The 25,695-nt window shown below is 69.5% G+C and carries 21 protein-coding genes and 1 pseudogene; 6 read left to right on the top strand and 16 right to left on the bottom strand.

The features are described 5' to 3' along the window. On the top strand, nt 1-1,533 hold a 1,533-nt coding region (locus ACFE8Y_RS12195), incomplete at its 5' end, for a DEAD/DEAH box helicase (protein ID WP_375464646.1). Between the two features lie 122 nt (nt 1,534-1,655). Next, nucleotides 1,656-2,717, top strand: a complete 1,062-nt coding sequence (locus tag ACFE8Y_RS12190) for a GGDEF domain-containing protein (RefSeq protein ID WP_375464651.1) — start codon at nt 1,656-1,658, stop codon at nt 2,715-2,717. 171 nt (nt 2,718-2,888) lie between these two features. On the opposite strand, the gene ACFE8Y_RS12185 is transcribed toward ACFE8Y_RS12190, so the two are convergent. The 8 genes from ACFE8Y_RS12185 to ACFE8Y_RS12150 all read right to left on the bottom strand — a co-directional run bounded on the left by ACFE8Y_RS12185 (nt 2,889) and on the right by ACFE8Y_RS12150 (nt 10,856). Next, nucleotides 2,889-3,266, bottom strand: coding sequence for a HesB/IscA family protein (locus ACFE8Y_RS12185; protein WP_375464650.1), 378 nt, complete (start codon nt 3,264-3,266; stop codon nt 2,889-2,891). Between the two features lie 276 nt (nt 3,267-3,542). Then, the gene (locus ACFE8Y_RS12180) at nt 3,543-3,929 is read right to left on the bottom strand and encodes an SUF system Fe-S cluster assembly protein (RefSeq protein WP_375464645.1); all 387 of its coding nucleotides are present in this window, start codon (nt 3,927-3,929) and stop codon (nt 3,543-3,545) included. A 54-nt stretch (nt 3,930-3,983) separates the two neighbouring features. Next, complete coding sequence (locus ACFE8Y_RS12175; protein WP_375464644.1) at nt 3,984-5,228, bottom strand: cysteine desulfurase; 1,245 nt, start codon at nt 5,226-5,228, stop codon at nt 3,984-3,986. 165 nt (nt 5,229-5,393) lie between these two features. Further along, nucleotides 5,394-6,716, bottom strand: coding sequence for a SufD family Fe-S cluster assembly protein (locus tag ACFE8Y_RS12170; protein WP_375464649.1), 1,323 nt, complete (start codon nt 6,714-6,716; stop codon nt 5,394-5,396). A 2-nt stretch (nt 6,717-6,718) separates the two neighbouring features. Further along, nucleotides 6,719-7,468: a Fe-S cluster assembly ATPase SufC gene (sufC, locus tag ACFE8Y_RS12165; RefSeq protein ID WP_375464643.1), complete on the bottom strand. Its 750-nt coding sequence runs from the start codon at nt 7,466-7,468 to the stop codon at nt 6,719-6,721. 119 nt (nt 7,469-7,587) lie between these two features. Next, on the bottom strand, nt 7,588-8,058 hold the full coding sequence (locus ACFE8Y_RS12160; protein ID WP_375464642.1) for a hypothetical protein: 471 nt from the start codon (nt 8,056-8,058) through the stop codon (nt 7,588-7,590). 88 nt (nt 8,059-8,146) lie between these two features. After that, the gene (sufB, locus tag ACFE8Y_RS12155; protein ID WP_375464641.1) at nt 8,147-9,616 is read right to left on the bottom strand and encodes a Fe-S cluster assembly protein SufB; all 1,470 of its coding nucleotides are present in this window, start codon (nt 9,614-9,616) and stop codon (nt 8,147-8,149) included. 70 nt (nt 9,617-9,686) lie between these two features. Then, nucleotides 9,687-10,856: a cysteine desulfurase family protein gene (locus ACFE8Y_RS12150; RefSeq protein ID WP_375464640.1), complete on the bottom strand. Its 1,170-nt coding sequence runs from the start codon at nt 10,854-10,856 to the stop codon at nt 9,687-9,689. A gap of 290 nt (nt 10,857-11,146) precedes the next feature. Here ACFE8Y_RS12150 and ACFE8Y_RS12145 point away from each other — a divergent pair, with 290 nt between their 5' ends. Further along, the gene (locus ACFE8Y_RS12145; RefSeq protein ID WP_375464639.1) at nt 11,147-11,803 is read left to right on the top strand and encodes an alpha/beta hydrolase; all 657 of its coding nucleotides are present in this window, start codon (nt 11,147-11,149) and stop codon (nt 11,801-11,803) included. Nucleotides 11,804-11,829: 26 nt separating this feature from the next. On the opposite strand, the gene ACFE8Y_RS12140 is transcribed toward ACFE8Y_RS12145, so the two are convergent. After that, a complete protein-coding gene (locus tag ACFE8Y_RS12140) occupies nt 11,830-12,897 on the bottom strand; it encodes a threonine aldolase family protein (protein ID WP_375464638.1) in 1,068 nt (355 codons plus the stop codon). Nucleotides 12,898-12,959: 62 nt separating this feature from the next. Beyond that, the gene (locus ACFE8Y_RS12135; RefSeq protein ID WP_375464637.1) at nt 12,960-13,853 is read right to left on the bottom strand and encodes an amino acid ABC transporter substrate-binding protein; all 894 of its coding nucleotides are present in this window, start codon (nt 13,851-13,853) and stop codon (nt 12,960-12,962) included. Between the two features lie 186 nt (nt 13,854-14,039). On the opposite strand from ACFE8Y_RS12135, the pseudogene ACFE8Y_RS12130 reads away from it, so the two are divergent. Together ACFE8Y_RS12130 and ACFE8Y_RS12125 are read left to right on the top strand one after the other, a co-directional pair. Next, nucleotides 14,040-14,186 (top strand): annotated as a pseudogene (locus ACFE8Y_RS12130) (LysR family transcriptional regulator); the annotation flags it as partial. Between the two features lie 51 nt (nt 14,187-14,237). After that, entirely contained in the window at nt 14,238-14,984 is a 747-nt protein-coding gene (locus tag ACFE8Y_RS12125) for a LysR substrate-binding domain-containing protein (protein WP_375464648.1), read from the top strand. Here the strand turns inward: ACFE8Y_RS12125 and ACFE8Y_RS12120 are convergent, their stop codons facing one another. Both ACFE8Y_RS12120 and ACFE8Y_RS12115 read right to left on the bottom strand, forming a co-directional pair. Next, on the bottom strand, nt 14,985-19,076 hold the full coding sequence (locus ACFE8Y_RS12120; protein WP_375464636.1) for a Pls/PosA family non-ribosomal peptide synthetase: 4,092 nt from the start codon (nt 19,074-19,076) through the stop codon (nt 14,985-14,987). Nucleotides 19,077-19,358: 282 nt separating this feature from the next. Next, nucleotides 19,359-19,955, bottom strand: a complete 597-nt coding sequence (locus ACFE8Y_RS12115) for a histidine phosphatase family protein (protein WP_375464635.1) — start codon at nt 19,953-19,955, stop codon at nt 19,359-19,361. 151 nt (nt 19,956-20,106) lie between these two features. On the opposite strand from ACFE8Y_RS12115, the gene ACFE8Y_RS12110 reads away from it, so the two are divergent. After that, nucleotides 20,107-21,051, top strand: a complete 945-nt coding sequence (locus ACFE8Y_RS12110) for a polyphosphate kinase 2 family protein (protein ID WP_375464634.1) — start codon at nt 20,107-20,109, stop codon at nt 21,049-21,051. A gap of 120 nt (nt 21,052-21,171) precedes the next feature. Here the strand turns inward: ACFE8Y_RS12110 and ACFE8Y_RS12105 are convergent, their stop codons facing one another. The 4 genes from ACFE8Y_RS12105 to ACFE8Y_RS12090 form a co-directional block, all read right to left on the bottom strand. Further along, nucleotides 21,172-21,921, bottom strand: a complete 750-nt coding sequence (locus ACFE8Y_RS12105) for a TetR/AcrR family transcriptional regulator (protein ID WP_375464633.1) — start codon at nt 21,919-21,921, stop codon at nt 21,172-21,174. A 379-nt stretch (nt 21,922-22,300) separates the two neighbouring features. After that, nucleotides 22,301-24,310: a TonB-dependent receptor gene (locus ACFE8Y_RS12100; RefSeq protein WP_375464647.1), complete on the bottom strand. Its 2,010-nt coding sequence runs from the start codon at nt 24,308-24,310 to the stop codon at nt 22,301-22,303. A gap of 238 nt (nt 24,311-24,548) precedes the next feature. Next, complete coding sequence (gene nikR, locus ACFE8Y_RS12095) at nt 24,549-25,031, bottom strand: nickel-responsive transcriptional regulator NikR (protein ID WP_375464632.1); 483 nt, start codon at nt 25,029-25,031, stop codon at nt 24,549-24,551. A 95-nt stretch (nt 25,032-25,126) separates the two neighbouring features. Continuing rightward, nucleotides 25,127-25,695: efflux RND transporter permease subunit (locus ACFE8Y_RS12090; RefSeq protein WP_375464631.1), on the bottom strand; the 569-nt coding region annotated here is incomplete at its 5' end.

Here is a 25,695-nt window from a genome sequence, read left to right as displayed (position 1 = left end):
GGATTGAGCGACAAGGTCCTCCAGGCCGTGACCGCTGCCGGCTACACCGAGCCGACGCCGATCCAGGAACAGGCCATCCCGCACGTGCTGGCGCGCCGCGACGTGCTCGGGATCGCCCAGACCGGCACCGGCAAGACGGCGGCCTTCACCCTGCCCATGCTGACGATGCTGGAGAACGGGCGCGCGCGGGCCCGCATGCCGCGGACCCTGATCCTCGAGCCGACGCGGGAGCTCGCAGCCCAGGTGGTCGAGAACTTCGACCGCTACGGCACCAACCACAAGCTCAACGTCGCGCTGATTATCGGCGGCGTCTCGTTCGCCGATCAGGATGCCAAGCTCACCCGCGGCACCGACGTGCTGATCGCGACGCCGGGGCGCCTGCTCGACCACTTCGAGCGCGGCAAGCTGCTGCTCAGCGGTGTCGAGCTCCTCGTGATCGACGAGGCCGACCGCATGCTCGACATGGGCTTCATCCCCGACATCGAGCGCATCGTGAAGATGGTGCCGTTCACCCGGCAGACCCTGTTCTTCTCGGCCACCATGCCGCCGGAGATCGAGCGGCTGGCCGACATGTTCCTGCACAACCCCGAGCGGATTGAAGTGGCGCGCGCCGCCTCCACCGCCGCGACGATCGTCCAGCGCCTCGTCGCCACGGGCTCCGAGGGCAGCGTCAAGCGCGACCGGCTGCGCCGGCTGATCCGCGGCGAGGCGGAGCTGAAGAACGGCATCATCTTCTGCAACCGCAAGCGCGACGTGGCGCTGCTGCAGAAGTCGCTGGTCAGCCACGGCTTCGACGCGGCCGCCCTCCACGGGGACATGGACCAGCGCTCGCGCACCGCGGCGCTCGACGCGTTCCGGGGCGGTGAGACGGCCCTGCTCGTCGCCAGCGACGTCGCGGCGCGCGGCCTCGATATCCCGGCGGTCAGCCACGTCTTCAATTTCGACGTGCCGAACCATCCCGAGGACTACGTCCACCGCATCGGCCGCACGGGCCGAGCCGGCCGGGCCGGCAGCGCCTTCACCCTGGTCAGCCGCAGCGATGGTCGCTCGCTCCAGGCGATCGAGTCCCTGATCGGTCAGCCGATCGCGTGGATGGACGGCGATCTCGCCTCGGCGTCGTCCGAGGAGGGCGAGGGCGAGACCCGCACGCGCCATCGCGGGCGCTCGGCAACCTCGAGCCGCCGCGCGCGTGATCCGGAACTCGAGGTGGCATCCCGCGGCGCGCGCGCCCCGTCGTCGCGGCGTGCGGCGACCGCGCGCAGCGGGGAAGCAGAAGCGGCGGCCGTGGAGGAACCCATAGTGCAGGAGGTTCCGCGACAGGAAGCACCACGTCGAGGAACGGAGGCGCGCCGGCAGCCCGAGTTTCGGCCGCGTGCAGAACGATCCCCAGCCACTCCGCGCGTGGTGCCGGATCGGCTGCGCGACGATCGCGCCTCCTCCGGGCGCAGACGTGACGAGGATGGCGACACGCCCGTCGGCCTCGGCGAACACGTCCCTGCCTTCATGCTGCGTTCGGCCGCGGTGAAAAAATAAGGCTCGATCCGGTTCGACCGGCCCGGTTTAACCGTCCGTCCACGGTCGATGACGCATACTCAACCTCCAAGTCCGACACGTCCTTCGCGAGGAGGATATCGTGGGCGGATGGTGAGGATATGATGAGCGACGGGGCCTACGGCGACCGGGACCGCAGCTTCGCGTTGGCGCAGCGCGCCCAGGACTTGATCCGCGATTACGGCCCATCCGCCACGCCGCGGGCCTATGCCGTCTGGTACACCTACGTGTCCGGCGAGAAGCCGTTGCTGAACGATGCCGTCAAGCGCCTGACCGCCGAGAACCCCGCCCTCTCGGCGAGCGACGTGGACCGGCTCTACGAGGGTTACCTCGGGGGTTCGAGCTACGCCGACGCGGCCGGTGAGACCGGGGCGACGATGCTCGCGGAGATCGAGGGCATCATGGAGATGCTCGACCTGTCGCTGGGCTCGGCGGTGCAGTACGGCGAGGCGCTGCGCGTCCTGAGCCAGGATCTCGCCGTCTCCACCTTGAACCGCGTCCGCCTCCGCGAGATCGTGGCCAGCCTCGTCGCGACGACGCGCGAGGTCGCCGCCAACAACCGCACCCTCGAAGCGCGGATGCGCGAGAGCCGCACCGAAGTCGAGGGTCTTCGTGAAAAGCTCGAAGCGACCCGCCTCGAGAGCCTGACCGATCCTCTGACCGGATTGGGCAACCGCAAGCATTTCGAGGAGATGCTGCGCAAGCTGATCGATGCCTCCGCGCGCGGCGCGTCGGCGAGCCTGATCGTCCTCGATATCGATTTCTTCAAGCGCTTCAACGATCTCTACGGGCACCTGACCGGCGACCAAGTCCTGCGCCTCGTCGCCATCGTCATGCGCGAGAGTGTCGGGAGTGTCGCCATGCTCGCGCGCTTCGGCGGCGAGGAGTTCGGCATCCTGCTGCCCGGGACCGGACGCGAGGCCGCGCGCGCCATCGCGGAGAAGGTACGCACCAGCGTGATGGGCCGGGAACTCGTGAAGCGCTCGACCGGCGAGTCGCTCGGCAAGGTGACGATCTCCCTCGGCCTTGGCGTCTACCGAAGGGGCGACACGCCGGTCTCTCTGCTGGAGCGGGCGGACCTCTGCATGTTCGCGGCCAAGCGCGGCGGCCGCAACCGAACCATGGACGATGCGGCCGCCGCGGAGCCGATCACCAACGTGGCCTGACCGGTTCGCGATCCGGTGAACCGCAGCGCCCGCTGCGGCGCGAGCAGGTCCCCACCGTCATTCTTCCGATCCCCTTCCAAACGCATACGAAGTGTTCTCGCCTCCGGTTCGTCTCTCTCCGAGCCAGTGCGCGGCGTCGGCGGACTTTTCGGCTCGAACCCATAGGCCGGCTCAGGCCGAGGCGTGCAGCCGTTCGTGACTGACCGGCGTGATCGCGACGGATTCGCCGCAGCCGCAGGACGAGGTCTGGTTGGGGTTGTTGAACACGAACTGCGACGCCAGCCTGCCGGTCTGGAAGTCCATCTCGGTCCCGAGCAGGAACAGCAGGGCCTTCGGATCAACGAAGACGGTGACGCCGCGATCCTCGATTGCGTCCTCACCAGCGCGGCGGTCCTCGGCGTACTCCATCGTGTAGGACATGCCGGCGCAGCCACCGTTCTTCACGCCGACGCGCAGGCCCGCGATCGGACGGTCGGCATCGGCGATGATCGCCTTGATGCGCTCGGCTGCCGCATCGGTCAGCGACATGACTTTGAAACGTGTCGACATGGTTGGCTCTCCGGCGACCGGGTTCAAGGCCCGGGCTGGTGACAGGCGTACCCTGGCATAATGACGATAAGCCCTCGCCGGGCTCTGGTCCACCGAGACACCGGATCGTCTCTGCCGAGATCGGCGCCCGACGGCTTGATGGTTCGCGGCCGGCGCTATCCACCGAAGATGTACGGGTCAGCCGATGCCCGCCCCTCAGGTACGGCCGAAGGTCCGATCCAGAGCAGCCGTACCGCTCGGCGGCGGCGGCCCGGCAACCCTCGGGGCGGCGGCATCCTACCACATGTCGAGCGCGACGCGGGCCTCGTCGGACATCCGGCTCTGGTCCCACGGCGGGTCGAACACCATCGTGACGGCGCAGGACTGGACGCCGGGCACCTTGGCGACGGCGTCCTCGACCCAGCCCGGCATCTCGCCGGCGACGGGGCAACCGGGTGCGGTCAGCGTCATGTCGATCGCCACCTTGCGGTCGTCGTCGATGTCGACCTTGTAGATCAGGCCGAGTTCGTAGATGTCGGCCGGGATCTCGGGATCGTAGACCGACTTCAGCGCCGCGACGATGTCGTCGGTGAGCCGGTCGAGTTCGGCTGGCGGCACGCCCTCTGCGCCCGCGACCTTGGGGGTGTTGGCGCCGCCGGTGATCGTCGCGTCGGTGCTGCTCATGGTCTTGATCCTCCGTCGGCCGCCCTCGGCTGGCGACCGATCCATCCAAAAATCTCAGGCGAACAGCATCTCGGCGCGCCCGAGCGCCTCGGCGAGCACGTCGATCTCGGCGCGGGTGTTGTACAGCCCGAACGAGGCGCGGCAGGTCGAGGTCACGCCGAAGCGGGTCAAGAGCGGCATGGCGCAGTGGGTGCCGGCCCGCACCGCGACTCCGGAGCGGTCGATCACGGTGGCGATGTCGTGGGCGTGCGCCCCCTTCACCTCGAAGGCGATGACGCCGCCCTTGTGCTTGGCGTTGCCGATCTGGCGAACCGAATTCATCGCGCCCAATCGCTCCTGCGCGTAGGCGGTGAGGTCCGCCTCGTGCGCGGCGATTTTTTCGCGACCGACCGACATCATGAATTCGAGCGCGGCGCCCAAGCCCACCGCCTCGATGATCGCGGGCGTGCCCGCCTCGAAGCGGTGCGGCGGGTCGTTGTAGGTGATGCTGTCCTGGGAGACCGTGCGGATCATCTCGCCGCCGCCCTGGTAGGGCGGCAGGCGCTCCAGCCAGTCCTTCTTGCCGTAGAGGACGCCGATCCCGGTCGGGCCGTAGACCTTGTGGCCGGTAAAGACGAAGAAGTCGCAATCCAGCGCCCGCACATCCACTGGCCCATGCACCGCGCTCTGCGCCCCGTCGAGCAGCACCGGCACCCCGTGGGCGTGGGCGATGCGGACGATCTCGGCGGCCGGTGTGATCGTGCCAAGCACGTTCGACATCTGAGTGATCGCGACCATCTTGGTGCGGGCCGAGAACAGCTTCTCGTACTCTTCGACGAGGAAGTTGCCGTCGTCGTCCACCGGCGCCCACTTGATCACCGCACCGCGCCGCTCGCGCAAAAAATGCCAGGGGACGATGTTGGAGTGGTGCTCCATGATCGAGAGGATGATCTCGTCGCCCTCCCCGATCAGCCCGGCTTGAGCCATCGATGCGGCGACGAGGTTGTAGGCCTCGGTCGCGTTGCGGGTGAAGATGATCTCGTCGGTGGAGGCCGCATTGAGGAAATGCCGCGTGGTCTCGCGCGCGCCCTCGAAGCCTTCGGTGGCGGCATTCGCCATGAAGTGCAGGCCGCGGTGGACGTTGGCGTAGCCGGTCTCCATGCACGACACCATCGCGTCGATCACCGCGCGCGGCTTCTGCGCGGACGCGGCGTTGTCGAGGTAGACCAGCGGCTTCCCGTAGACCGTCTCGGAGAGGATCGGGAACTGCGCCCGGATCGCCTCGACGTCGTAGGGGGGCAGGCGTGTGGGTGCGTTCATCGGTCCTGTCTCGCCTCGTTTCCGACCCTCTCCCCTCTGTGGGAGAGGGTGGCCCTCGCGTCAGCGAGGGTCGGGAGAGGGGAGCGCCAGTTCCGGAGAGGGCGCTCCCCTCTCCCGCCCTGCATCCGCAGGGCACCCTCCCCCGCAGAGGGGGGAGGGTAAAGCTCACCCTCGCGCCTTCAACCAAGCCTCGATCGTGCCGATCATCGCCGCGCGGGCGCCCTCGTGGCTCACCGCTTCCACCGCCTCGCCGAGGAAGGCCTGGACCAGCAGGCTCTCGGCCTGCGGGCGGGGCAGGCCGCGGGCCATGAGGTAGAACAGTAGCTCGTCGTCGAGTGCCCCGCAGGTGGCGCCGTGGCCGCAGGCGACGTCGTCGGCGAAGATCTCCAGCTCCGGCTTGTTCATCATCTGCCCAGCATCCGACAGGAGCAGACAGGCCGACATCATCTTGCCGTCGGTCTTCTGCGCGACCTGCCGGACGATGATCTTGCCCTGGAACACGCCGGTCGATTCGCCGTCGATCACCGTCTTGAACAGCTCGCGGCTGATTCCGCCCACCGCCGCGTGGTCGGCGAGCAGCGTCGAATCGGCGAGCTGCTTGTCGTTCAGCATGGTCGCCCCGTTGACGGTGGCGGTGGCGTCGTCGCCGGCAAAGTTCAGGAAGATCTGGTGGCGCGAGAAAGCCGCGCCGACCACAACGTTCACGGTCTCGATATGCGCGCCCGCCCCGATCCGGGCCGAGAGCGTCGAGAGCGCGAGCGCCGCCCGTCCCTCGGCGTTGAGCCGCGCGTGGCGGAAGGCGGCGCGGTCGGCGACCACCACGTCGAGCGCGTCGTTGGGCTGGTAGGCGATCTGCTCGGGTCCTTCATGGCTCTCCAGCAGGGTGAAGTCCGCGCCCTCCTCCACCGAGACCAGCACGCGGGTCGCGGTCGAGAACGCGTCGGCGCCCGTGCCGACGAAGCGCAGGTGGATCGGCAGATCGACCTTGGTGCCGGCCGCGACGCGGATCAGCGCGCCGTCGGCCATGAAGGCGGCGTTGAGCTGGTAGATCGGGTTCTCGCGGGCCTGGTCGACCGGCGCGAGCTTGTCCAGAAGCGCGTCGCCGTTCGTGAGCGCGTCGCTCAGCGTCGAGACCGTGACGCCCGCCGGCACCCGGTCGAGGTCCGACAGGGCCGCGATCAGGTGGCCGTTGACGAAGGTCAGGCGTACGGCCTCGATGCCGGCAAACCCCTTCGCGGCGTCGGAGGCGGCCTTCGCCACCTCGGCCGAGAGCGTCTCGGAGGGGGGGGCCGCATCGGTCAGCGCGGCGCGCAGGTCCGTGTACTTGAACGCCTCGACCCGGCGGCTCGGCAGGCCGGCCGCCTCGAAGAAGCGGAACGCCTCCTCGCGGGCGAGCCCGACGCCGGTCGGGAACTTCATCCGCGCGACCTCGAACAGCTTCGCGAAGCCGGTCTCGGCGGCGGTTCGCAGGTTCTTCACGTCGGCCATGGTCAAGCGGCCTCGCTGCGGTACTCGGCGTAGCCGGAGGCTTCGAGTTCGAGCGCCAGTTCCTTGCCGCCGGATTTCACGATGCGGCCCTTCGACATCACGTGGACGCTGTCGGGCACGATGTGGTTCAGGAGCCGCTGGTAGTGCGTGATGACGAGGAAGGAGCGGCCTTGCCTGCGCAGCGCGTTCACGCCCTCGGAGACGATGCGCAGCGCATCGATGTCGAGGCCGGAATCGGTCTCGTCGAGCACGCAGACCTTCGGCTTGAGCAGGGCCATCTGGAGGATCTCCATGCGCTTCTTCTCGCCGCCGGAGAAGCCGACGTTCAGCGCCCGCTTGAGCATGTCCTTCTGGATCTCCAGCCCGTCGGCGGCGGCGTTGACCTGGCGGATGAAGTCCGGCGTCGAGAGGTCGCTCTCGCCGCGCGCCCGGCGCTGGGCGTTGAGGCAGGCCTTAAGGAAGGTCATCGTGCCGACGCCGGGGATCTCCAGCGGATACTGGAACGCCAGGAACACGCCGGCGGCAGCGCGCGCGTCGGCGCCCATCTCCAGGATGTCGGTGCCGTCGAGCAGGATCTCGCCGTCGAGCACCTCGTAGTCGGGCTTGCCGGCGATGACGTAGGACAGGGTCGACTTGCCCGACCCGTTCGGCCCCATGATCGCGGCGACCTCGCCGTCGCCGATGGTGAGGTCGAGCCCGTTGAGGATGCGGTTGTCCTCGATCTGCACGACGAGGTTCTTGATCTCTAGCATCGTTCGTCAGTCCCAACGTTGATACGGTCCGCCCGGCCCAGCAGACCGGGACATCCCTCGAAGTCGCCGCGGGAGACTTGCGTCCGCCGGGCGTTCCTGCATCCCGCGTCGCCGCTCCCTCAGGGATCGCCGACGCCGAGATAGCCGATCACCAGCCCGATCATCCGCCTGCGCAGGGTGGACTTGGCGAGCGGATCGAAGTCCCCGAGGTCGGTCCGCTGCACGTGGGTGCGCAGACCGCCGGGCGCGAACATCACCGACAGGGCGCCGCCCGTCGTCACCACGATCGCCACCTCGGCCGGACGCCCGGCCTTGGCGAAGGCGATCTGCGTCGGGGCGAGACCCGTGGCGATGCCCTGCTGCTTCAGCACCTTCGCGTTCTCGACGTCGCTCCGGTAGAACGTCGCCAGGAACTCGCAGGCCGCGCGGTGGCGCATCCGCTTCTCGGCTTCCGCCCGCCGCTCGACCGTCCCGAGGTCCTGAAGCACCTCGTCGAAGCCGGACCCGTGCGGCGCGGGCGCCGGCTCAGACCAGTCGATGTCGCTCTCCGGAGCCGCCTTCCCTGCAAACCGGCCGCTCTGATGGCTCATCGATCCTGGCTCCGCGGGAGAGAACGCCGCTCGCTCCGACAGGAGCGTATAACCCTCCCCCGTTGCCAAAGCCTTTGCCCGGCCCTTGTCAGCCCACGGACCCTTCCAGGCTGATCGAGATCAGCTTCTGCGCCTCAACAGCGAACTCCATAGGCAACTGCTGCAGCACGTCGCGGACGAAGCCGTTGACGATCAGCGCGGTCGCCTCCTCGTTCGAGAGCCCGCGCTGCTGGCAGTAGAACATCTGGTCCTCGGAGATCTTCGAGGTGGTGGCCTCGTGCTCGAACACCGCGGACGCGTTCTTCGACTCGATGTAGGGCACCGTGTGCGCCCCGCACTGGTCGCCGATCAGCAGCGAGTCGCAGTTGGTGAAGTTCCGCGCGTTCGTCGCCTTCCGGTGCGCCGAGACGAGGCCCCGGTAGGTGTTCTGCGAGCGGCCGGCCGAGATGCCCTTCGAGATGATCCGGCTGGTGGTGTTCTTGCCCAGATGGATCATCTTCGTGCCGGAATCGACCTGCTGCATGCCGTTCGACACCGCGATCGAGTAGAACTCGCCGCGGGAATTGTCGCCGCGCAGGATGCAGGACGGGTACTTCCAGGTGATCGCCGAGCCGGTCTCGACCTGCGTCCACGAGATCTTCGCGTTCTTGCCGCGGCAATCGCCGCGCTTCGTGACGAAGTTGTAGATGCCGCCGCGGCCCTCGTTGTCGCCGGGATACCAGTTCTGGACGGTCGAGTACTTGATCTCGGCGTCATCCAGCGCGACGAGCTCGACCACCGCGGCGTGGAGCTGGTTGTCGTCGCGCTTCGGGGCGGTGCAGCCCTCCAGGTACGAGACGTATGAGCCCTTGTCGGCGATGATGAGCGTGCGCTCGAACTGGCCGGTGTCGCGCTCGTTGATGCGGAAGTAGGTCGACAGCTCCATCGGGCAGCGCACGCCCGGCGGGATGTAGACGAACGAGCCGTCGGAGAACACCGCCGAGTTCAGCGTCGCGAAGAAGTTGTCGGTCACCGGCACGACGGAGCCGAGGTACTTCCTCACGAGATCGGGGTACTCGCGCACGGCCTCGGAAATCGGCATGAAGATCACACCGGCCTTCGACAGTTCCGCCTTGAAGGTGGTCGCGACCGAGACCGAATCGAACACCGCGTCGACCGCGACCCGGCGCTCGGGGGCGATGCCCTCCAGCACCTCGACCTCGCGCAAGGGGATGCCGAGCTTCTCGTAGGTCTTCAGGATCTCGGGATCGATCTCGTCGAGCGACATCGCCGCCGGTCGCTTGGGCGCGGCGTAGTAGTAGATGTCGCTGTAATCGACCTTGTCGTAGGAGACGCGGGCCCAGTCCGGCTCCTGCATGGTCTGCCAGCGCGCGTACGCGTCGAGGCGCCAGTCCAGCATCCACGCGGGCTCGTCCTTCTTGGCCGAGATGAAGCGCACCACGTCCTCGGAGATGCCCTTGGCGGACTTCTCCATCTCGATGGTGGTCTCGAAGCCGTACTTGTACTGGTCGAGGTCGATCGAGCGGACCCGGTCGATGGTTTCCTGCACGGCAGGCATCAGCGTCTCCTAAGCATCGCCGGCGTCAAGGGCCGGACGCTTCTCGTGACAGGGCATGGAAACCCGGCGTTCAGGCCGCTTTCCCTTGCTTTCCATATAGGGTGGCGACCACCCGTTCGAAGGCGTCGAGGGCGCGCGCAACGTCGCTGGCTCGGCTATTCCAGCCGAGGCTGACGCGCAGTGCCCCTGCGCTGAGTGCAGGGTTCACGCCCATCGCCGCGAGAACGACCGAGCGCGCCACCTTGCCCGACGAACAGGCCGAACCCGACGAGACGGCGATCCCGGCAAGGTCCAGGGCGATCAGCGCTGTCGGCGCGTCGAGGCCCGGCACGGCGAAGCTCAGCGTGTTCGGCAACCGGGGCGCGCCGCAGCCGAAGATCACCGCGTTCGGAGCACGGGCGAGGACGCCGCGCTCGATCGCGTCGCGCAGCGCAGCGAGGCGGCATGCCTCCGCATCGAGGGCGCGGTGCGCGATCTCGGCCGCCCGGCCCATGCCGACGATGCCGGCAAGGTTCTCGGTGCCGCAGCGCAGGCGGGCTTCCTGCCCGCCGCCGCGGACGAAGGCCGCATCAAGCCTCGCGTCCGCGCTCAGGACGAGGGCGCCGACGCCCTTCGGCGCGGAGAACTTGTGGCCCGAGAGCGTCAGGGCATCGAGGCCGAGGCCGGTGAAGTCCAGCGGGATCTTGCCGACCGCCTGAACCGCGTCGCTGTGGACCAGCGCCCGGCCGTGGGCCCGCGCCAGTGCCACGATCGCGGCCAGCGGCTGGATCACGCCGGTCTCGTTGTTGGCCGCGTGGACCGAGATCAGGACCACCTCGTCCCGCAGCGCATCGAGGCGGCCTTCGAGGGCGGCGAGGTCGAGCAGGCCGGAGGACAGGACCGGGAGAATTTCGGTCGCGTCGGCCGGGAAGCGGTGCCCGGCGGAGACGCAGGGGTGCTCGGTGGCACCGGCGAGCAGCCGCGTCGGCGCGGACAGGCCGCGGCGCAGGAGCGCGCCCGACAGCGCCGCGTTCGCGGCCTCGGTGCCGCCGCTGGTGAACACGATGCGATCCGGTGCGGCGCCGACGAGGCGTCCGAGCCTGACCCTGGCCTCTTCCAGGGCGGCGCGGGCCGCCCGGCCCTCGGCGTGGACCGAGGACGGATTGCCCGGCAGCGCCAGGGCCGCAGCCACGGCGGCCGACACCTCCGGACGGACCGGAGACGTGGCGTTGTGATCGAGGTAGGCCCGATCCAGGTTCATCCGTGGTCCGTGAAGCCGGGGATGCGACATTTCCTTGCTCTGGCACCGGAGCAGTGTGCTAAGGCGCGCTTCGACGCGCTTCCGTCTCGTTGAACGGCGGACATCGCCGTCGGAAGCCGCCGCCACTTCCTAGATTAGAAGCATTCCAATCGCCTAGAATTATTCTAAGCCTGCTTTTACGTCCAGCGCGGTGCGAGTCAAGGCGGACCGCGCGAGGCCGCGCCCCGCGTCGGCTACACGGTCGTCTCGGCGGGCAGCAGCGCCTAGTGGCGGCCACAGGAGTCGAGGATATGCCCGAGGTCATCTTCACCGGTCCGGCCGGCCGCCTGGAGGGCCGCTACCAAGCCCCCAAGCGGCGCGGCGCGCCGATCGCGATCGTGCTGCACCCGCATCCCCAGTTCGGGGGCACGATGAACAACCAGATCGTGTACAACCTGTTCTACACGTTCGCGAATCGCGGCTTCGCGGCGCTCCGCTTCAATTTTCGCGGCGTCGGCCGCAGCCAGGGTGCCTTCGACCACGGTTCCGGTGAACTGTCGGATGCGGCGGCGGCGCTGGACTGGGTCCAGTCGGTCAACCCGGAGGCGAAGTCGTGCTGGATCGCCGGCGTGTCGTTCGGCTCGTGGATCGGGATGCAATTGCTCATGCGCCGCCCCGAGATCGAGGGCTTCATCTCGATCGCGGCGATGGCCAACCGCTACGACTTCACCTTCCTCGCCCCCTGCCCGTCCTCGGGCCTGTTCGTCCACGGCTCCGAGGACCGGGTCGCGCCCGCCCGCGAGGTCATGCCGGTGATCGAGAAGGTGAAGACGCAGAAGGGCGTCGTCATCGAGCACCAGATGGTCGAGGGCGCCAACCACTTCTTCGACGGCAAGGTCGAGGAGCTGACCCGGACGGTCGACACCTACCTCGACAAGCGGCTGGGCAAGCGGGACGAGGCGGCCTGAGGGCGCCGTCCGCCGCGTCGCGCCTCTCAGGGGATCGCGTCCAGGCAAACCCGAAACGCCCGAAGCGCCGCGCTGACGGCGGCACCGTCGATGTGCCGGTGGGTGACGCAACGGAGCCGATCCCGGCCGAGGGGCCTCACCAGCAGGCCGGCCCCGGCGAGGGCGGTCACCCAATCCGCGCTGCTGCGCCCCGTTCGCGACAGGTCGACCTGCACGATGTTCGTCTGGGCGCAGGACGCCCTGAGGTTCGGGTGGAGCGCGTTCAGGCCCGCGCTCAGAAGGCGGGCGCGGGCATGATCCTCCGCGAGGCGGTCTCCCATGACCTCGATCGCTTCGAGCCCGGCCGCGGCCATGATGCCGACCTGACGCTGCGTGCCCCCCAGCATGCGGCGCAGGCGACGGGCGTGATCGACGACCGCGCGGGGACCGGCCAGGATCGCTCCGACCGGAGCGCTGAGACCCTTGGAGAGGCACAGCGATACGGTGTCGGCATGGCGGGCGATCGCCTGGGGCGCTACGCCAAGGTACACCGCGGCGTTGAAGAGGCGTGCGCCGTCGAGGTGGACCGGGATGCCGCGGCTCCGTCCGAGTTCGTGGGCGGTGCGCATGTGGTCCAGCGCCAGGACGGTGCCCCCCGCATTGTTGTGGGATGTCTCGAGTCCGATCAGGCCGGTCTGGAGACGCGTCCCGGACCCGTCCAAGGCATCTTCGAGCCGATCGAGATCCATGGCGCCGTCGATGCCTGGGATACCGACATGGAACGCGCCCGTGAAGGTCGCCGCGCCCCGCTCGGCCGTGTACATGTGCGCCTGCGCCTCAAGAACGACCTGCTGGTTCCGCTGGACCTGCGCCAGGGTGGCGAGGAGGTTGGCCATCGTACAGCTCGGGACGAACAGGCCGGCTTCCTTGCCGAGGGCCGCGGCCGCGGCGGCCTCCAGCGCGCGCGCTGTAGGATCACCGTCGAGCCCGTCATCGCCAATCGGTGCCAGGCGCATACGGTCATACATGGCCGCCGTCGGCCGCGTGACCGTGTCGCTGCGCAGGTCCACGGCGCCGCCGTCGTGCTCGGCCTCCGGTCGGTCTTGAGGCTGCATCGAGGATATGCCTGTGTTCCTGCGGGTTCCGATGCGCCCTTCCTCGACTGCGCAACCATCGCTCACTGATAGGCCGCCGGATCGCCCGAGTCGGTCGGATTGGCAAGGGCGCGCCTGAGCGCGTCGCTCATCGGCAAGTTCACGTTGATCTGCCGGGGCGGAAGCGGACTCTCAAAGTACTTCGTGTACAGACGCGCCACCGTGCCGTCCTTCATGAGCGCGACGACCGCGTCGTCGACGGCCATCTTGAAGGACGGATCGTCCTTCGGCTCGAGGATGCCGTAGGGAGCGAATTCCAGCCCCTTCGTCCCAATCACGAAGCTTGCAGGATCCCGGGCATTCGCGACGATGGTGTGGGCGAGCGCATCGTCGTTGACCGATCCGGTGGCGCGTCCGGTCTGGAGCAGCAGGAACGTCTCGGCGGTGTCTTTGGCCGCCATCACCGTGATGTCGAGCTTGTCCCGCGCGTTGATCCGCGTGACGACCCGCTGGGTTTCGCCCCCGGCCTGGGCCGAGATCGCCTTCCCGCGGAACGAGGACAGGTCGTCGACATCGACCCTGGAATCCTTCCGGGCGACCAGGACGATCTGCGCCACGAACGTGGTCGGCGCGAAGGACACCAGCTTATGCCGCTCGATGAGATTCGAGGCGGTCCCGCATTCGAGATCGATGGTCCCGTTGTTGATCAGCGGGATCCGCGTCGCCGACATCACCGGCACGTGCCGGATTTCAAGGGTGGCTAGGCCGAGGTCCGACTTGATCCGTGCTGCGACGTGCTCGCATATCTCAAGGGAATAGCCGACCGGCTTTCCTGCCCCGTCCAGGAATGCGAAGGGCGGCGAGGCGTCGGGAAACCCGAGGGCGATCGCACTCGTCGCGCGGATCTTGTCGAGGCGACCGCTCTCCTGCCCCCAGGACACCGAGGGCGAACCGAGCAGGATCGCGCACAGCAACAAGGAAAACCGTGCTCGCATGACTGTGTCGAAACCTCGCCCGATGCCGATGGCCGGCCCATGTCCGAAGCGACCATGCGGCTACGGGATATGGCCGAGATCTCCGTTGCCGGCCAATTCCGATTCGGCCGTCGGGTATTCGGATCCGATATGATGCAGCGGCGGATGACCTTCTGACATGTCGAAGCGTTCCGCGCCGTGATGGCGACGGGATCGATGACGGAAGCTGCCCGCCGCCTTCACACCTCCCAACCGCAGATCAGCCGCCTGATGGCGCAACTGGAGGCGATCACCCACCTTCCGCTGTTCGACCGCAGGGGCAGCCGCCTCTCGCCGACGCTTGACGGAACCCGCTTCTTCCAGGAGGTCGAGCGGGCCTTCGTCGGGCTGTCCGCACTCGAGACAGCCGCCGCGAATATCCGGGCGTTCGGCGCAGGACGCCTCAGCGTCGCGGCGATGCCGCGCCTCGCAGGCGGCCTGCTCGCGCACTCCGTCGCCCGCTTCAAGGACCGTTATCCCGACGTGATCGTATCGATCCATGCCGGGGATGAGGGCGCGGTCCGGCAATGGATCGAGTCAGGGTTCTGCGATGCTGGCCTCACCATGGCCTACGGGCACGAGCCGAGTGGGCCGATCGAGCCGGTCGTCCGCATGGACTGCGTCGCCGTCCTGCCGCGCGATCACCCCCTCGCCGCCCTCGACCGGCTGCAGCCGGCGGATTTCGACGGGGTACCCTTCATTGCGTCTCCGCTTGGGAATCCGCTGCGCGCGCGAATCGATTCGGTCTTCGCCGAGGCCGGCATCCACCGTCCGGTGATCGCGGAGGCCGGCCTCGGCTCGGCGGTTTGCGTCCTCGTGGCGGCGGGCCTCGGCGTATCGCTGATGAATCCCCTGGCCGCGCACGAAGAAGCCAAGGTCTGCCCGATCGCGATTCGACCCTTCGCCCCGGCGCTGCCGGTCTCGTTCGCGCTGCTCTTCCCTCCGCTTCAGGTCCGCAGCCGGATCGTCACGGCCTTCAGCGCCTGTGCGCGGGCGGTCCTTCTCGAGGAATTGGGGGCCTTGCCGGTCCATGGATGCGGGGACCTGAGGCCTGACCCGCCGATCCATACCACCCTCCGGCGCTGCGCCCCCTGATCAGCCCGCCGCCGTCGCTTCGGCTTGCGCATGCACCACCGGCACGGCCGGCGCTCCCTCCCAGTCCGAATGCGCGGGGATCGACTCGCCCTTCATCACGATGGTGAGCGGGCGCAGGCGCGCGTAGTCGCCGACCCTGGTGTCGTAGAGCACCGTCGAGAAGGCGCCGACCGAGACGCCGCGGCCGATGACGACGCGGCCGACCTTCATGATCCGGTCCTCGTAGAGGTGGGTCTGGAGCGCCGCCGTGCGGTTGATGGTGGCGAAGTCGCCGATCGTCACGCAGTCGAACTCCGTGATGTCGGTGGTGAGCAGGCACACGCCCTGCCCGATCCTGACTCCGAACAGCCGCAACGCCCAGGGCAGGAACGGCGTGCCCTGGAGGTGCTCCAGCAGCACCTTGCCGGCCAAGCCCCAGTAGGCCACCGCGATCGCCTCGGTGCGCATCGCCCACCACGACCACATGGGCTGCATGCCGGGCTGGTAGACGCCCATCAGCGCCCACTTCATCGCGATGACGGCGGTGGACTGGATCAGCGCGATGGCGACGCTGACCGCAACGAAGCTGACCGCGAGCCCGGTCCAGTCGCGCTCCAGGATCGCCGGATAGAAGTACCAGTCGATCGCGGTGATCGCGAGGGTGATGTAGAGCATCGGCGAGAACGAGGTCGCGAAGGCCTCGAACACCCCGCGCCGCAGCTTCACCAGCCGGCCCGGCTCGTAGGTCTGCGCGAGCGTCCCGACGTCGACCCGCTGGCGCGAGGGCAGCTTGATCGGCGGCGAGCCGAACCACGTGTCGCCCGGCGCCATCTCGGCATTGGCCGGGGGCTTCGACTTGATGCCGATCAGCACGTCGTCGGGGATGTCGGCGCCGGGCGGCACCACCGCGTCGTTGCCGACGAAGACACGCGCGCCCGTGCGGGCTTCGTGCAGGTGCATCCAGCCGCGGCGGATCTCCTCCTCGCCGTAGACCACCTCGTCGGCGATGAAGTTGCGCGTGCCCACCTCGGCGAGGTCGTGGCGGCTGCCGAGGTTGGTCGAGATCTCGGCCCCCTCCCCCATCCGCGCGCCCATCAGGCGGTACCACGCCCGCATGTAGACGGTCGCGAAGAGCGACGAGAGCGTCTCCAGGGTCACCTCGGCGGCCAGCGCCACCGACCACTTGCGCAGGTAGAAGCCCGACCAGATCGAGTAGGTGCCCGAGCGCCTGCGCGGCAGCACGATCCAGCGGATGCCAGCGATGAGCAGCACCGTGCCGGCCGTCATCAGCATGGCGGTCGGCCACGTCAGCAGCGGCAGGTACCAGTGATAGTCGATGTCGGTGATGTCGGAGAGGCGGTCGCTGATCTGGTCGAAGATGAAGAACGCCGGGAAGATCGGCAGCAGCCCGACGGCGGGAATCGCGCCGAGCAGCAGCACGTAGAGCGCCAGGAACCCGGCCCGCCGCCGGGCGGAGGCCGGCGCCTGCTCGGGCAGATCCGACGGGTCGGCCATGCCGACCTTGCGGCCGGGCGAGCCGTCCCAGCGCTCGGCCGCGCCGATCCGGGTGCCGGCCGGCACCGTGGTGAGGTCGGCGATCTCGGCGTGGTCGCCGATCTCGGTGTCGTAACTGATGACGCAGGAGGTGCCGATCGCGGCATCCCGCCCGATCGCGACCGCGCCGATGACGAGTTCGTTGCCGACGATCTCGGCGTTGGCGACGACGAGCCGGCCGCCGAGCGACGCTCCATCGCCGATGGTCAGGAGGTCCGGCGCGCCGATGTCGATGTCGGAGATCAGGGTGTCGCGCCCGACGCTGGCGCCCATCAGGCGCAGGTAGATCGCGATGGCCGGCGAGCCTTGCAGCCACTTGACGTGGACGAGCGGCGCAAGGCGCTGGGCCAGCCACCAGCGGTAGTAGTAGGTCCCCCACAGCGGGTGGCGGCCGGGTTTCGTCCGCCCCAAGACCAGCCACTTGGCCGCGACCGCGATCGTCGCCGTCGCCGCGTTGATCGCGACGTAGACGAGCAGCAGCACCCCGAGTTCGCCGAAGAACCCGAGCCCCCCGCCGGTGAGCAGCAGGTAGGTGACGAAGATGCCGAGCCACTGCGCGGTGGCGAGCGCGATGACGAACGGCAGGGCGACCGCCTGGGCCAGCCCGCACAAAGCCCGGCGCAGGAGCGGCGGGGCCTCGAAGCTCAGATCCCGGATCGCGGTCTCGGTCCCGGCGCCGCCGGTGCGTGCGATCAGGGCGTCCGAGATTCTCCGGAGTGTCCGCTCGCGGTACACGTCCTGGAGCGTGATCGCGGCGAGCGCCGGCGCTTCCCGCACGGCGCCGACGAAGCGGGCAGCGAGCAGCGAGTGGCCGCCGAGATCGGCGAAGAAGTCGCCCGTCAGCGGGATCGGCTGGTTGCCGAACACCTGCTTGGCGGCGGCCAGCAGCGCCGCCTCGGTCTGGTTCTCCGGCGGCTCCTGCTCGCCGTCGGCCTCGGCCACCGTCAGCGTCGCGACGCGCAGCGCCTTCCGGTCGACCTTGCCCGAGGTGAGGCGCGGCAGAACCTCGGCCACCTCGAAGTGGCCCGGCACCATGTAGGGCGGCACCTGCTCGGCCAGCGCGCGCCGCACGCCCGCCCTGTCGAGGGCCTGTCCGCGTTCCGGCACGAGGAAGGCGACGAGCCGGTCGACGCCGTCGTCGGCGCGCAGCACCACGGCGGCTTGGTTGATCCCCGGCAGCGCCCGGATGCGCGCCTCGATCTCGCCGAGCTCGACCCGGAAGCCGCGGATCTTCACCTGATCATCGATGCGGCCCTGGAACAGGATGTTCCCGTCGGCATCGAGCAGGACGGCATCGCCGGAGCGATAGAGGATCGGGTCCGAACCGTCGGACGGATACGGATTCGCGACGAACTTATCCGCCGTCAGCTCCGGCCGCTTCAGGTAGCCCAGGGCGATGCCCGGGCCGCCGATCAGCAACTCGCCGGGCTCGCCGCGCCCGAGCAGCCGCAGATCCTCGCCCGCCACGTACACCGAGTAGTTCGGGATCGGCCCGCCGATGGTGACGGGTTCGCCCGGGCGCATCTCGGCGACCGTGGCCACCACCGTCGCCTCGGTCGGTCCGTAGGTGTTGAACAGGCGTCGCGACGGCGTCGCCCAGCGGGCGACCAGCGGTTCCGGCAGGGCCTCGCCGCCGAGCAGGATCAATCGGACGCCCGGCAGATCGGCGGTGATCATCGCGAGCAGGGTCGGCACGGTGTCGAGCACCGTGACGCCGGCCTCACTGATGATCCGCGGCAGCGTCTCGACGTCGCCCATCATCGCGGGGCTCGCCACGAACAGGCTCGCGCCGACGAGGTAGGGAATCCAGATCTCCTCCATCGAGAGGTCGAAGGCGACCGAGGCCCCCTGGAACACCACGTCGTCGGGAGCCACCCCGTAGAGCGCGTTCCCGGAGCGCAGGAAGTGGCAGATGTTGGCGTGGCTGACGGCGATGCCCTTGGGCACGCCGGTGGAGCCCGACGTGTAGATCAGGTAGGCCGGGTGCTGCCGCGTCAGGCCCTTCACGCGCGGGTTCGGCGCCTCGGCCGATGCGGGCGTCGCCGACAGCAGGGCCTCGACGGTGAGCGCAGGCGCGGCATCCGGCGCGCCCGCCGCGAGCGCCGGCGAGACGAGGAGCGCCTTGGCGTCCGCGTCGGTCAGGCACGCCGCCACCCGGTCGGCCGGCGCCTCCGCGTCGAAGGGAAGCCATGCCGCGCCGGACAGCGTGATGCCGACCTGAGCGATCAGCAGATCCGGCCCACGCCCCATCCACAAGCCGACCACGTCGCCGGGTCCGATCCCGCGATGGGCGAGACCCGCCGCGATGCGCCCGGCCCGCTCGGCGACCTCCGCGTAGGTGATCCGCGGAGGGCGGTCACCCGCATCCGCGGCGGAGCCGTCGATCAGCGCCGGGTGGTCGGGCCGCGCGCGGACGGTGTCGAGGAAGACCTCGGCCAGCACCTCGTCGCGGATCAGGTCCGGCCGGATGGGACCGCGCAGAACCCCTCCGCCGGGTGCGGTCGTTCCCTCGGCCGGCCGATCCGACGCGGGCCGGGTCATCTCGGCGAGGCTGCTCATCACTTACTCCGCTGGCGGCGCCGCACGGTGCCGCATACCCGATTTTCGCGCATCGCGCCCCCTGGAGAGCGCGCCGACGACCTGGGTTCCGGCTCGTCATCCGGGAGCGGGCTCGGAAAAGAGCTTAGCGCCGCAGGCAATCCGGGCCATGGCGGGCCGGTGTTCCGGCGGCGGATCGTGCCCGTGTCGAGGCACCCGGCACGCCGAACCGATGTCGCAGCCGGGTGAGGTAAGGACGACCGCTTGAACGGCGCTTGAACGGGCGCTTGCGGGGACGAAAGCCTACGCCCACCGCCATCCGGCCGCGTCGAGGACGAGGACGGTCCCCTGGCGGATGCTGATCCGCGGGGCCGCCCGCACGTCGAGATGGCCGAGCGCGACGAGCATGGCGCGGGCAACCCCGCCGTGCGCGACGACGACCGTCGTCGGCCCGAGACCGGCGAGCACCGGCGCCACGCGCTCGGTCAGCATCGCGTAGCTCTCCGCGTTCGCACCCGGGGGCCGGTAGAACCAGCGGTCCCGGTCGCGCGCGGCCGCGGACGCCGGGTCGCGGCGGCGGATCTCCGCCCAGGTCCGGCCCTCCCAGGCGCCGAAATGGATCTCCTTCAGCCGCGGATCGAGGCCGTAGGCCGCCGGCGACAGGCCAAGGCACGCCCGCAGGATCTCCATCGTGCGCCGCGTCCGGGTGAGCGGGCTGGCGACGAAATCGGCCCGCGCGAGACCGTCGCCCGCGAGCCACCGCAGGCGGTCGGCCACGTCCTCGGCCTGCCGCACGCCGGCGACGTTGAGGTCGGTGTCGCGCTGGCCCTGCAGGCGCCCTTCCGCATTCCAATCGGTCTGCCCGTGGCGCACGAAGTAGATCGTCGGCACGCGGTTCACGGCGGACCGCCGCGTGCGCCGGACCGTTCGATCTCGATGGGACGGGAACGCATGCCGGCGAAGTCACTCGGGGGTCAGGGTCGGCGGAGCGCACGCAAACCGGATGCCGGGCCTCTAGGCCGACCGCGCGGCAGGCGGTAGAGGTCGGCCCATGAGCAGGAAGCACGGCAAGGCGCATCACGGTCAGCGCGCGGGCAAGCCCGCGGTAACGAAGGAGCCCGACAGTTCCGCCGAGATCGACGGGGCGGCGCCGGGGCTGACCGAGGATCGCGGCGCGGGCGCCGTGCCGAGTGCGGAGGGCATCGTCACGGTCGCGCCGGGAACCCGCCTCGATCTCGGGACGGTCGATGCGGACGCCGATTGCGGCCTCGACAAGGACGCGGCGAAGGCGGCGCTCGCGGCCGAGCGCGCCCGCATCCGGGGTTTCCAGGAGAAGCTCTACGCCGAGCGGCGGCAGAGCCTCCTCATCGTCCTCCAGGCGATCGACACCGGCGGCAAGGACGGCACCATCCGCGCTGTGCTGGAGGGCGTGAACCCGCAGGGCTGCGCGGTCACCTCGTTCAAGGTGCCGTCCTCCGAGGAACTCGATCACGACTTCCTCTGGCGCTACCACAGGCATACGCCGCGCCGCGGCATGATCGGCGTGTTCAACCGCAGCCACTACGAGGACGTGCTGGTGGTGCGCGTGAAGGGCCTCGTGCCGGAACCGGTCTGGCAGGCCCGCTACGGGCTGATCAACGACTTCGAGCGGCTGCTCACGCAATCGGGCACGCGGATCCTGAAATTCTTCCTGCACATCTCCAAGGACGAGCAGAAGAAGCGCCTGGAGGCGCGGATCGCCGATCCGGCGAAGCACTGGAAGTTCGATCCGGCCGACCTCGTCGAGCGCAAGTCGTGGGATGCCTACCAGGCGGCGTTCTCGGATGCGCTCACCCGCTGCTCGACGCCGCACGCCCCCTGGCACGTGGTGCCGGCCGACCGGAAGTGGTTGCGCAACCTCCTCGTCGCCCGCACCATCGCCGACACCCTGGAAGCGATGGACCCGCGCTTTCCGGCCGCGGCGAAGGGAATCGCCGAGCTGGTCGTGCCGGACTGAGATGGTGTCCCAGCCTCGGCATGGATCGGTCGCACGTGCTCCTCGCTGAAGCGTCTCGCCGTGAGGTCGATCCTTACGTCGCGCCGCCTCGTCGGCCTGAGGGCGCGGTCCTGCCCGCCGTCAGATCGCCGCGGCGGGTTCGGCCTCCTCCCCATCGGGTGCGCTGCGCCGGCTCGATCGGCGGTCGAGGAGCGAGCGGCCGATGGCGCGCAGGGGTGCCGTGAGGCGGCGCAGATCCTCGGCGCGCTCCATGAAGCGCTCGCCGTTGCGGATCTCCCTGTCGAGGCGCGCCATGGTCTGCGCCAGCGCCGGGTCGTCGTCCTCGAGCCACGTCTCGACCACGCGGGCGAAGGCGATGACGACGCCCTGGAGCTTGAGCCGGCCGAGCGGCCCCTCGGTGTCGATGCCGGCAGCCGCCAGCATGTAGCGGTGCGAGTTCAGCGCGACGCCGTTCATCGCCAGCATCGAGAGCAGGTCGCCGCGCAGCGCGTACGAGATCCGGCGGAGGGCGGGCTTGTAGGGCGTCATCGCATCGAGCCGCCGCATCAGCACGTCGAACAGGCGCTCGCGCGTCGGCTCCTCGGCCAAGTCCGAGCCGTCCTCCTCCAGCACCTTGCGGTCGATGATCCGCGTCAAGCCGCCGAGGACCGCGCCCTTCGAGGGAAACAGCTCGCGCAGCTCGGCGAGGCTCAAACCCGCCTCGCGGGCGATGTCGCCGACCTCGATGTCGCTCCACGGCTGCTCGGCGGCGAGCCGCATCAGCGCGTCGACGGCCGCCTCGCGCGGGGACAGCCTCGGAGCGGACGCGTCCGGTATCAATGGAACGGCGGCCTTGCGGCCCCGCTTCGGCGAGCCTGCGGTCTCGGTCATGCGGCTTGGTCCTCCTCGGCTGTCCTGCCGGCACGCTTCACGGCAAGGGCGCGCCGACCATCCCGGTACCGGAGCATCGACGGGTCCGAGCGCGGATCGGTCGACGCGTGGAGCGCTTTATGTAGGTGGCGCGGCGGCCCCGGGCAGTAGCGTCGTGCGCGCGTGCCGCATGGGGTACCGCGAAGGGCGGCGGGAGGCCCGGGGATGGGGCAGGTAACGGCGTCGCGGGACAACGAGCCGAATGCTGCCATCGGCACGCCCGGGCCTCCGACACGTCTAGAGCATTTTCAAGCGAGGTGGTTGCCGGCTCGCGTGAAGAAGATGCGACCACATAAGAAGATAGAGCATTTTTCGTGATCCGAGGATCATGGAAAATGCTCTAGAACCGTCCCGCCAGGGTGAGCCGCACGGCGGTCGGCTCGACGGGGTGGAAGTGGCGGTCCGCGACGCCGTCCGCCGCCTCGCCCGGCAGGCGCGAGGTGTAGAAGTAGGTGATCTGGTCGGCCTTGGCGTTGGTGAGGTTCAGCACGTCGAGGGAGAGGCTGACGCCGTTGGCGAAGGCGTAGCCGACCCGGCCGTTCAGGAGCGCCGTCGGCTTCGAGCGGACCGAATTGTCCTCGATCAGCGGGCGCGGACCGAAGTAGCGCAAGCGCAGGGCGCCGAACCAGCCGAGCCCCTCGCCGAAGGCGAGGCCGGCCGACGCGATGGTGGTCGGCGCCTCGGGGATGCGATTGCCGACCGGGTCGATGTCCGAGAAGCGCGCGTTCGTGATCGTGAGATCGCCCTCCAGTGTCAGCCAGGGCGTCACCGCGTAGCGGTTGGTCCACTCGACGCCGAAGCGGCGGCTCGGGCGGCTCGGCTCCGTCGTGCCGGTGTCGCCCTGGAACAGGTTCTCCGAGGCGAAGTCGAGCCGGAACAGCGCCACCGCGGTCTCCAGCCCGGCGATCGAGCGGTTGCGGACGCCGACCTCGTAGCCGGTCGAGGGCACGAGGAAGGGCGAACGGGCGATGTTGAACAGCGGGCTCGCCGGATCGACGGTCGCGGTCACGCCGCGCGCGTCGTTCGAGTGGAAGCCGCCGCCGTAGTTCGCGTACACTTCGGTATCGAACCAGGGGCCGAGCACGAGCCCGAGCTTGGGGTTGACGATGCCGTCGCGCGCCCGCCCGGAGTTGGCCGCCGTGTCGGAGACGACGTCGGCATGGTAGCCGTCGGCGCGAAAGCCCACGCTGGTGCGCAGCCAGTCGGTCCAGCACAGTCGGGTGTCGAGGTAGAACGCCCCGCTCGCCTCCAGCACGCGGTCGTCGAGGATGGCGGAGCGGAACTGGCGGTTCGTGGTGTTGAACAGCCCGACGCGGATCGAGTCGGTCCGCGTCTGCACGCCGATCTCGGTCTCAATCGGTCGCCCGAACAGGTCGCCCTGGAAGACGTGGCTGACCTCAGCCCCGCCGAGGATGCGCTGGTCGAGCTGGTGGAACTGGTCGCCGTTCACCGGATCGGTGAGGACGTAGGTGAAGTCGTTGAACAGGTTCATCCGGTAGCGGATCACGTACGCCGAGGCCCGCGTCACGCCCGTGTCGTCCGTCCCGCTCCAGCGCCCGGACAGGGAGAACCGGCTGGTGTCGCCGCCGTCGGTCGGGTTGAGCGTTCCGAAGCGACCGATGACCCCTTCCGAGACGGCGCGCTCGGGGATCTGGTTGGTGGCGGTCCAGCGCGCGGCATAGGCCATGCCGGTGACCGAGAACCCGTCGAGCGGCGTGCCCTGGCTGTAGCGGACGACGCCGTTCACCTTGCGTAAGGAATCCGGCACCGCCCACGGCCCGTCGTAGACCTGGGCCTCGCCGGCCACCAGCAGGTGGCCTTGCCCGAGCGGCACGGAGGCGATGGTCAAGGCCCGCGCATAGCCGAAGCTGCCGATGGAGGTCTGCGCGACGTTCTTCGCGACCGTATCGAGGGTGTCGATCCGCACGGAGCCGGCCGAGGCGAAGTCGCCGTCGCGGACGAAGTACGGCCCCTTGTGGAACTCCACCGCGCCGACGAGTTCGGGGATCAGGAAGTTGAGGTCGGCGTAGCCCTGGCCGTGGGCGTGGGTGCGCATGTTCACCGGCATGCCGTCGACGGTGATCGCGATGTCGGTGCCGTGGTCGAGGTTGAACCCGCGCAGGAAGTACTGGTTGGCCTTGCCCTCCCCGGAGTGCTGCGTGACGATAAGGCCGGGCACCGCCTCCAGCACCTCGCCGGGTCGCGTGATCGGGCGGCTGTTCAGCGCCGCGCCCGAGATGATGCCGGCGCTGGCCGCGTCCACGGTCGGGATCGCACCGCCGGTGCCGACGACGCCCCCGACGTAGCCGGCGCTGGCGACGGGCTCGGCCGGTCCCGGCGCGGTCGTCACGGAGATCTCGTCGAGCCGCGTCTCGGTGGGCGCCGCGAGGGCGTGAGCGGATCCGGCGAGCAGCAGGCCACCCGCGGCCAGGACCAGCTCGCGCACGGAGATCGGCCGCGATGGCCGGGAGAGGAGGATCGGTCGGGCGACGGGAGGCGGCACCGGAGCTTCCGGGATAAGCGTGACGGCGACCCCGTCCTCGCACGCCGCTCGTATGAGGAAAACAGACAAACCTCATACGAATGGATTATAACGATCCTTGTTGCCCCGGAGCCGCATCGGCTCCGCCGGGTTCCGGCACCGCACCGGCGTGGCCGTGCCGGTCGGCCTCGTCGCCTTCCGGGATGAGGTGCAGGTGGCCGTAGCGGACCCCGCGTTGGGTCGTGACCGTGTCGGCAAACGACCGCATCGCCGGGACCGACCCGCGCAGGACCGCCACTTCGAGGCAGTCGTCCCGGCTGAGATGGACGTGCAGGCTGGCGACCGAGACGCCGTGGTGGTGCCCCTCGTCGGTCAGGCGCCGGGCGAGGTCGCGCGTGCCGTGGCTGTAGACGTAGCTCAGCGCGCCGTAGCAGGGGGCCAATCCCGCCTCCGCCGCGTGGTCCGGCGCCAGGGCGCCGCGGACGATGTCGCGTACCGCCTCCGAGCGGCTGTCGTAGCCGCGCCGTTCGCAGAGCCGATCGACGGCGGCCAGCAGAGCGTCGTCGATCGTGATGGTGATGCGCTGCATGCGTCCCGTCTCCCGGCCGGTTCGAAGCCTCCGGTAAACGCGCGGGCGGCGGGTGAACAGACCGCGCGGCGCGATGCGGGGACGCCGGTTGCGGACTACTCCGCCGCCACCCGCGGCGGCAGCGGGTAGGTCCGCCCGTCGTTGGCGGGATAGCCGGGATGGTCCAGCACCGCGTCCTCCGGATCGTCGCGCTCGCCGACGAAGCGGGAGAACAGGCGCACGATCAGGCGCGAGAGATCGTCCATCAGCACGAAGATCGCCGGCACGAAGACCAGCGACAGGCCGGTCGAGACGATCAGGCCGCCGATCACCGCGATGGCCATCGGCGCGCGGAACTCGCCGCCGATGCCCAGCGCCATCGCCGAGGGCACCATGCCGGCGGCCATGGCGATCGTGGTCATCACGATCGGCCGGGCCCGCTTGCGGCCGGCATCGATGATCGCGGTGGCGCGGTCGACGCCGCGGGCCATCTCCTCGACGGCGAAGTCGACGAGCATGATCGCGTTCTTGGTGACCACGCCCATCAGCATGAGGATGCCGATGACGACCGGCATCGAGATCGGCTTGTGGAACACCAGGAGCCCGAGGATCGCGCCGCCGATCGAGAGGGGCAGCGAGAACAGGATCGTCATCGGCTGAAGGAAGTTGCCGAACAGCAGGATCA

Source organism: uncultured Methylobacterium sp., assembly GCF_964242245.1.
In the GTDB taxonomy this organism is placed as follows: domain Bacteria; phylum Pseudomonadota; class Alphaproteobacteria; order Rhizobiales; family Beijerinckiaceae; genus Methylobacterium.
Note: the sequence above shows the minus strand (reverse complement) of the source record. Positions and strands in the feature narration are given on the sequence as shown.

What these genes read in the sequence shown, in the direction of transcription:
- ACFE8Y_RS12190 (WP_375464651.1), top strand. Translation starts at nt 1,656, where the DNA reads ATGAGCGACGGGGCCTACGGCGACCGGGACCGCAGCTTCGCGTTGGCG.
- ACFE8Y_RS12185 (WP_375464650.1), bottom strand. Translation starts at nt 3,266, where the DNA reads ATGTCGACACGTTTCAAAGTCATGTCGCTGACCGATGCGGCAGCCGAG.
- ACFE8Y_RS12180 (WP_375464645.1), bottom strand. Translation starts at nt 3,929, where the DNA reads ATGAGCAGCACCGACGCGACGATCACCGGCGGCGCCAACACCCCCAAG.
- ACFE8Y_RS12175 (WP_375464644.1), bottom strand. Translation starts at nt 5,228, where the DNA reads ATGAACGCACCCACACGCCTGCCCCCCTACGACGTCGAGGCGATCCGG.
- ACFE8Y_RS12170 (WP_375464649.1), bottom strand. Translation starts at nt 6,716, where the DNA reads ATGGCCGACGTGAAGAACCTGCGAACCGCCGCCGAGACCGGCTTCGCG.
- sufC (WP_375464643.1), bottom strand. Translation starts at nt 7,468, where the DNA reads ATGCTAGAGATCAAGAACCTCGTCGTGCAGATCGAGGACAACCGCATC.
- ACFE8Y_RS12160 (WP_375464642.1), bottom strand. Translation starts at nt 8,058, where the DNA reads ATGAGCCATCAGAGCGGCCGGTTTGCAGGGAAGGCGGCTCCGGAGAGC.
- sufB (WP_375464641.1), bottom strand. Translation starts at nt 9,616, where the DNA reads ATGCCTGCCGTGCAGGAAACCATCGACCGGGTCCGCTCGATCGACCTC.
- ACFE8Y_RS12150 (WP_375464640.1), bottom strand. Translation starts at nt 10,856, where the DNA reads ATGAACCTGGATCGGGCCTACCTCGATCACAACGCCACGTCTCCGGTC.
- ACFE8Y_RS12145 (WP_375464639.1), top strand. Translation starts at nt 11,147, where the DNA reads ATGCCCGAGGTCATCTTCACCGGTCCGGCCGGCCGCCTGGAGGGCCGC.
- ACFE8Y_RS12140 (WP_375464638.1), bottom strand. Translation starts at nt 12,897, where the DNA reads ATGCAGCCTCAAGACCGACCGGAGGCCGAGCACGACGGCGGCGCCGTG.
- ACFE8Y_RS12120 (WP_375464636.1), bottom strand. Translation starts at nt 19,076, where the DNA reads ATGAGCAGCCTCGCCGAGATGACCCGGCCCGCGTCGGATCGGCCGGCC.
- ACFE8Y_RS12110 (WP_375464634.1), top strand. Translation starts at nt 20,107, where the DNA reads ATGAGCAGGAAGCACGGCAAGGCGCATCACGGTCAGCGCGCGGGCAAG.
- ACFE8Y_RS12105 (WP_375464633.1), bottom strand. Translation starts at nt 21,921, where the DNA reads ATGACCGAGACCGCAGGCTCGCCGAAGCGGGGCCGCAAGGCCGCCGTT.
- nikR (WP_375464632.1), bottom strand. Translation starts at nt 25,031, where the DNA reads ATGCAGCGCATCACCATCACGATCGACGACGCTCTGCTGGCCGCCGTC.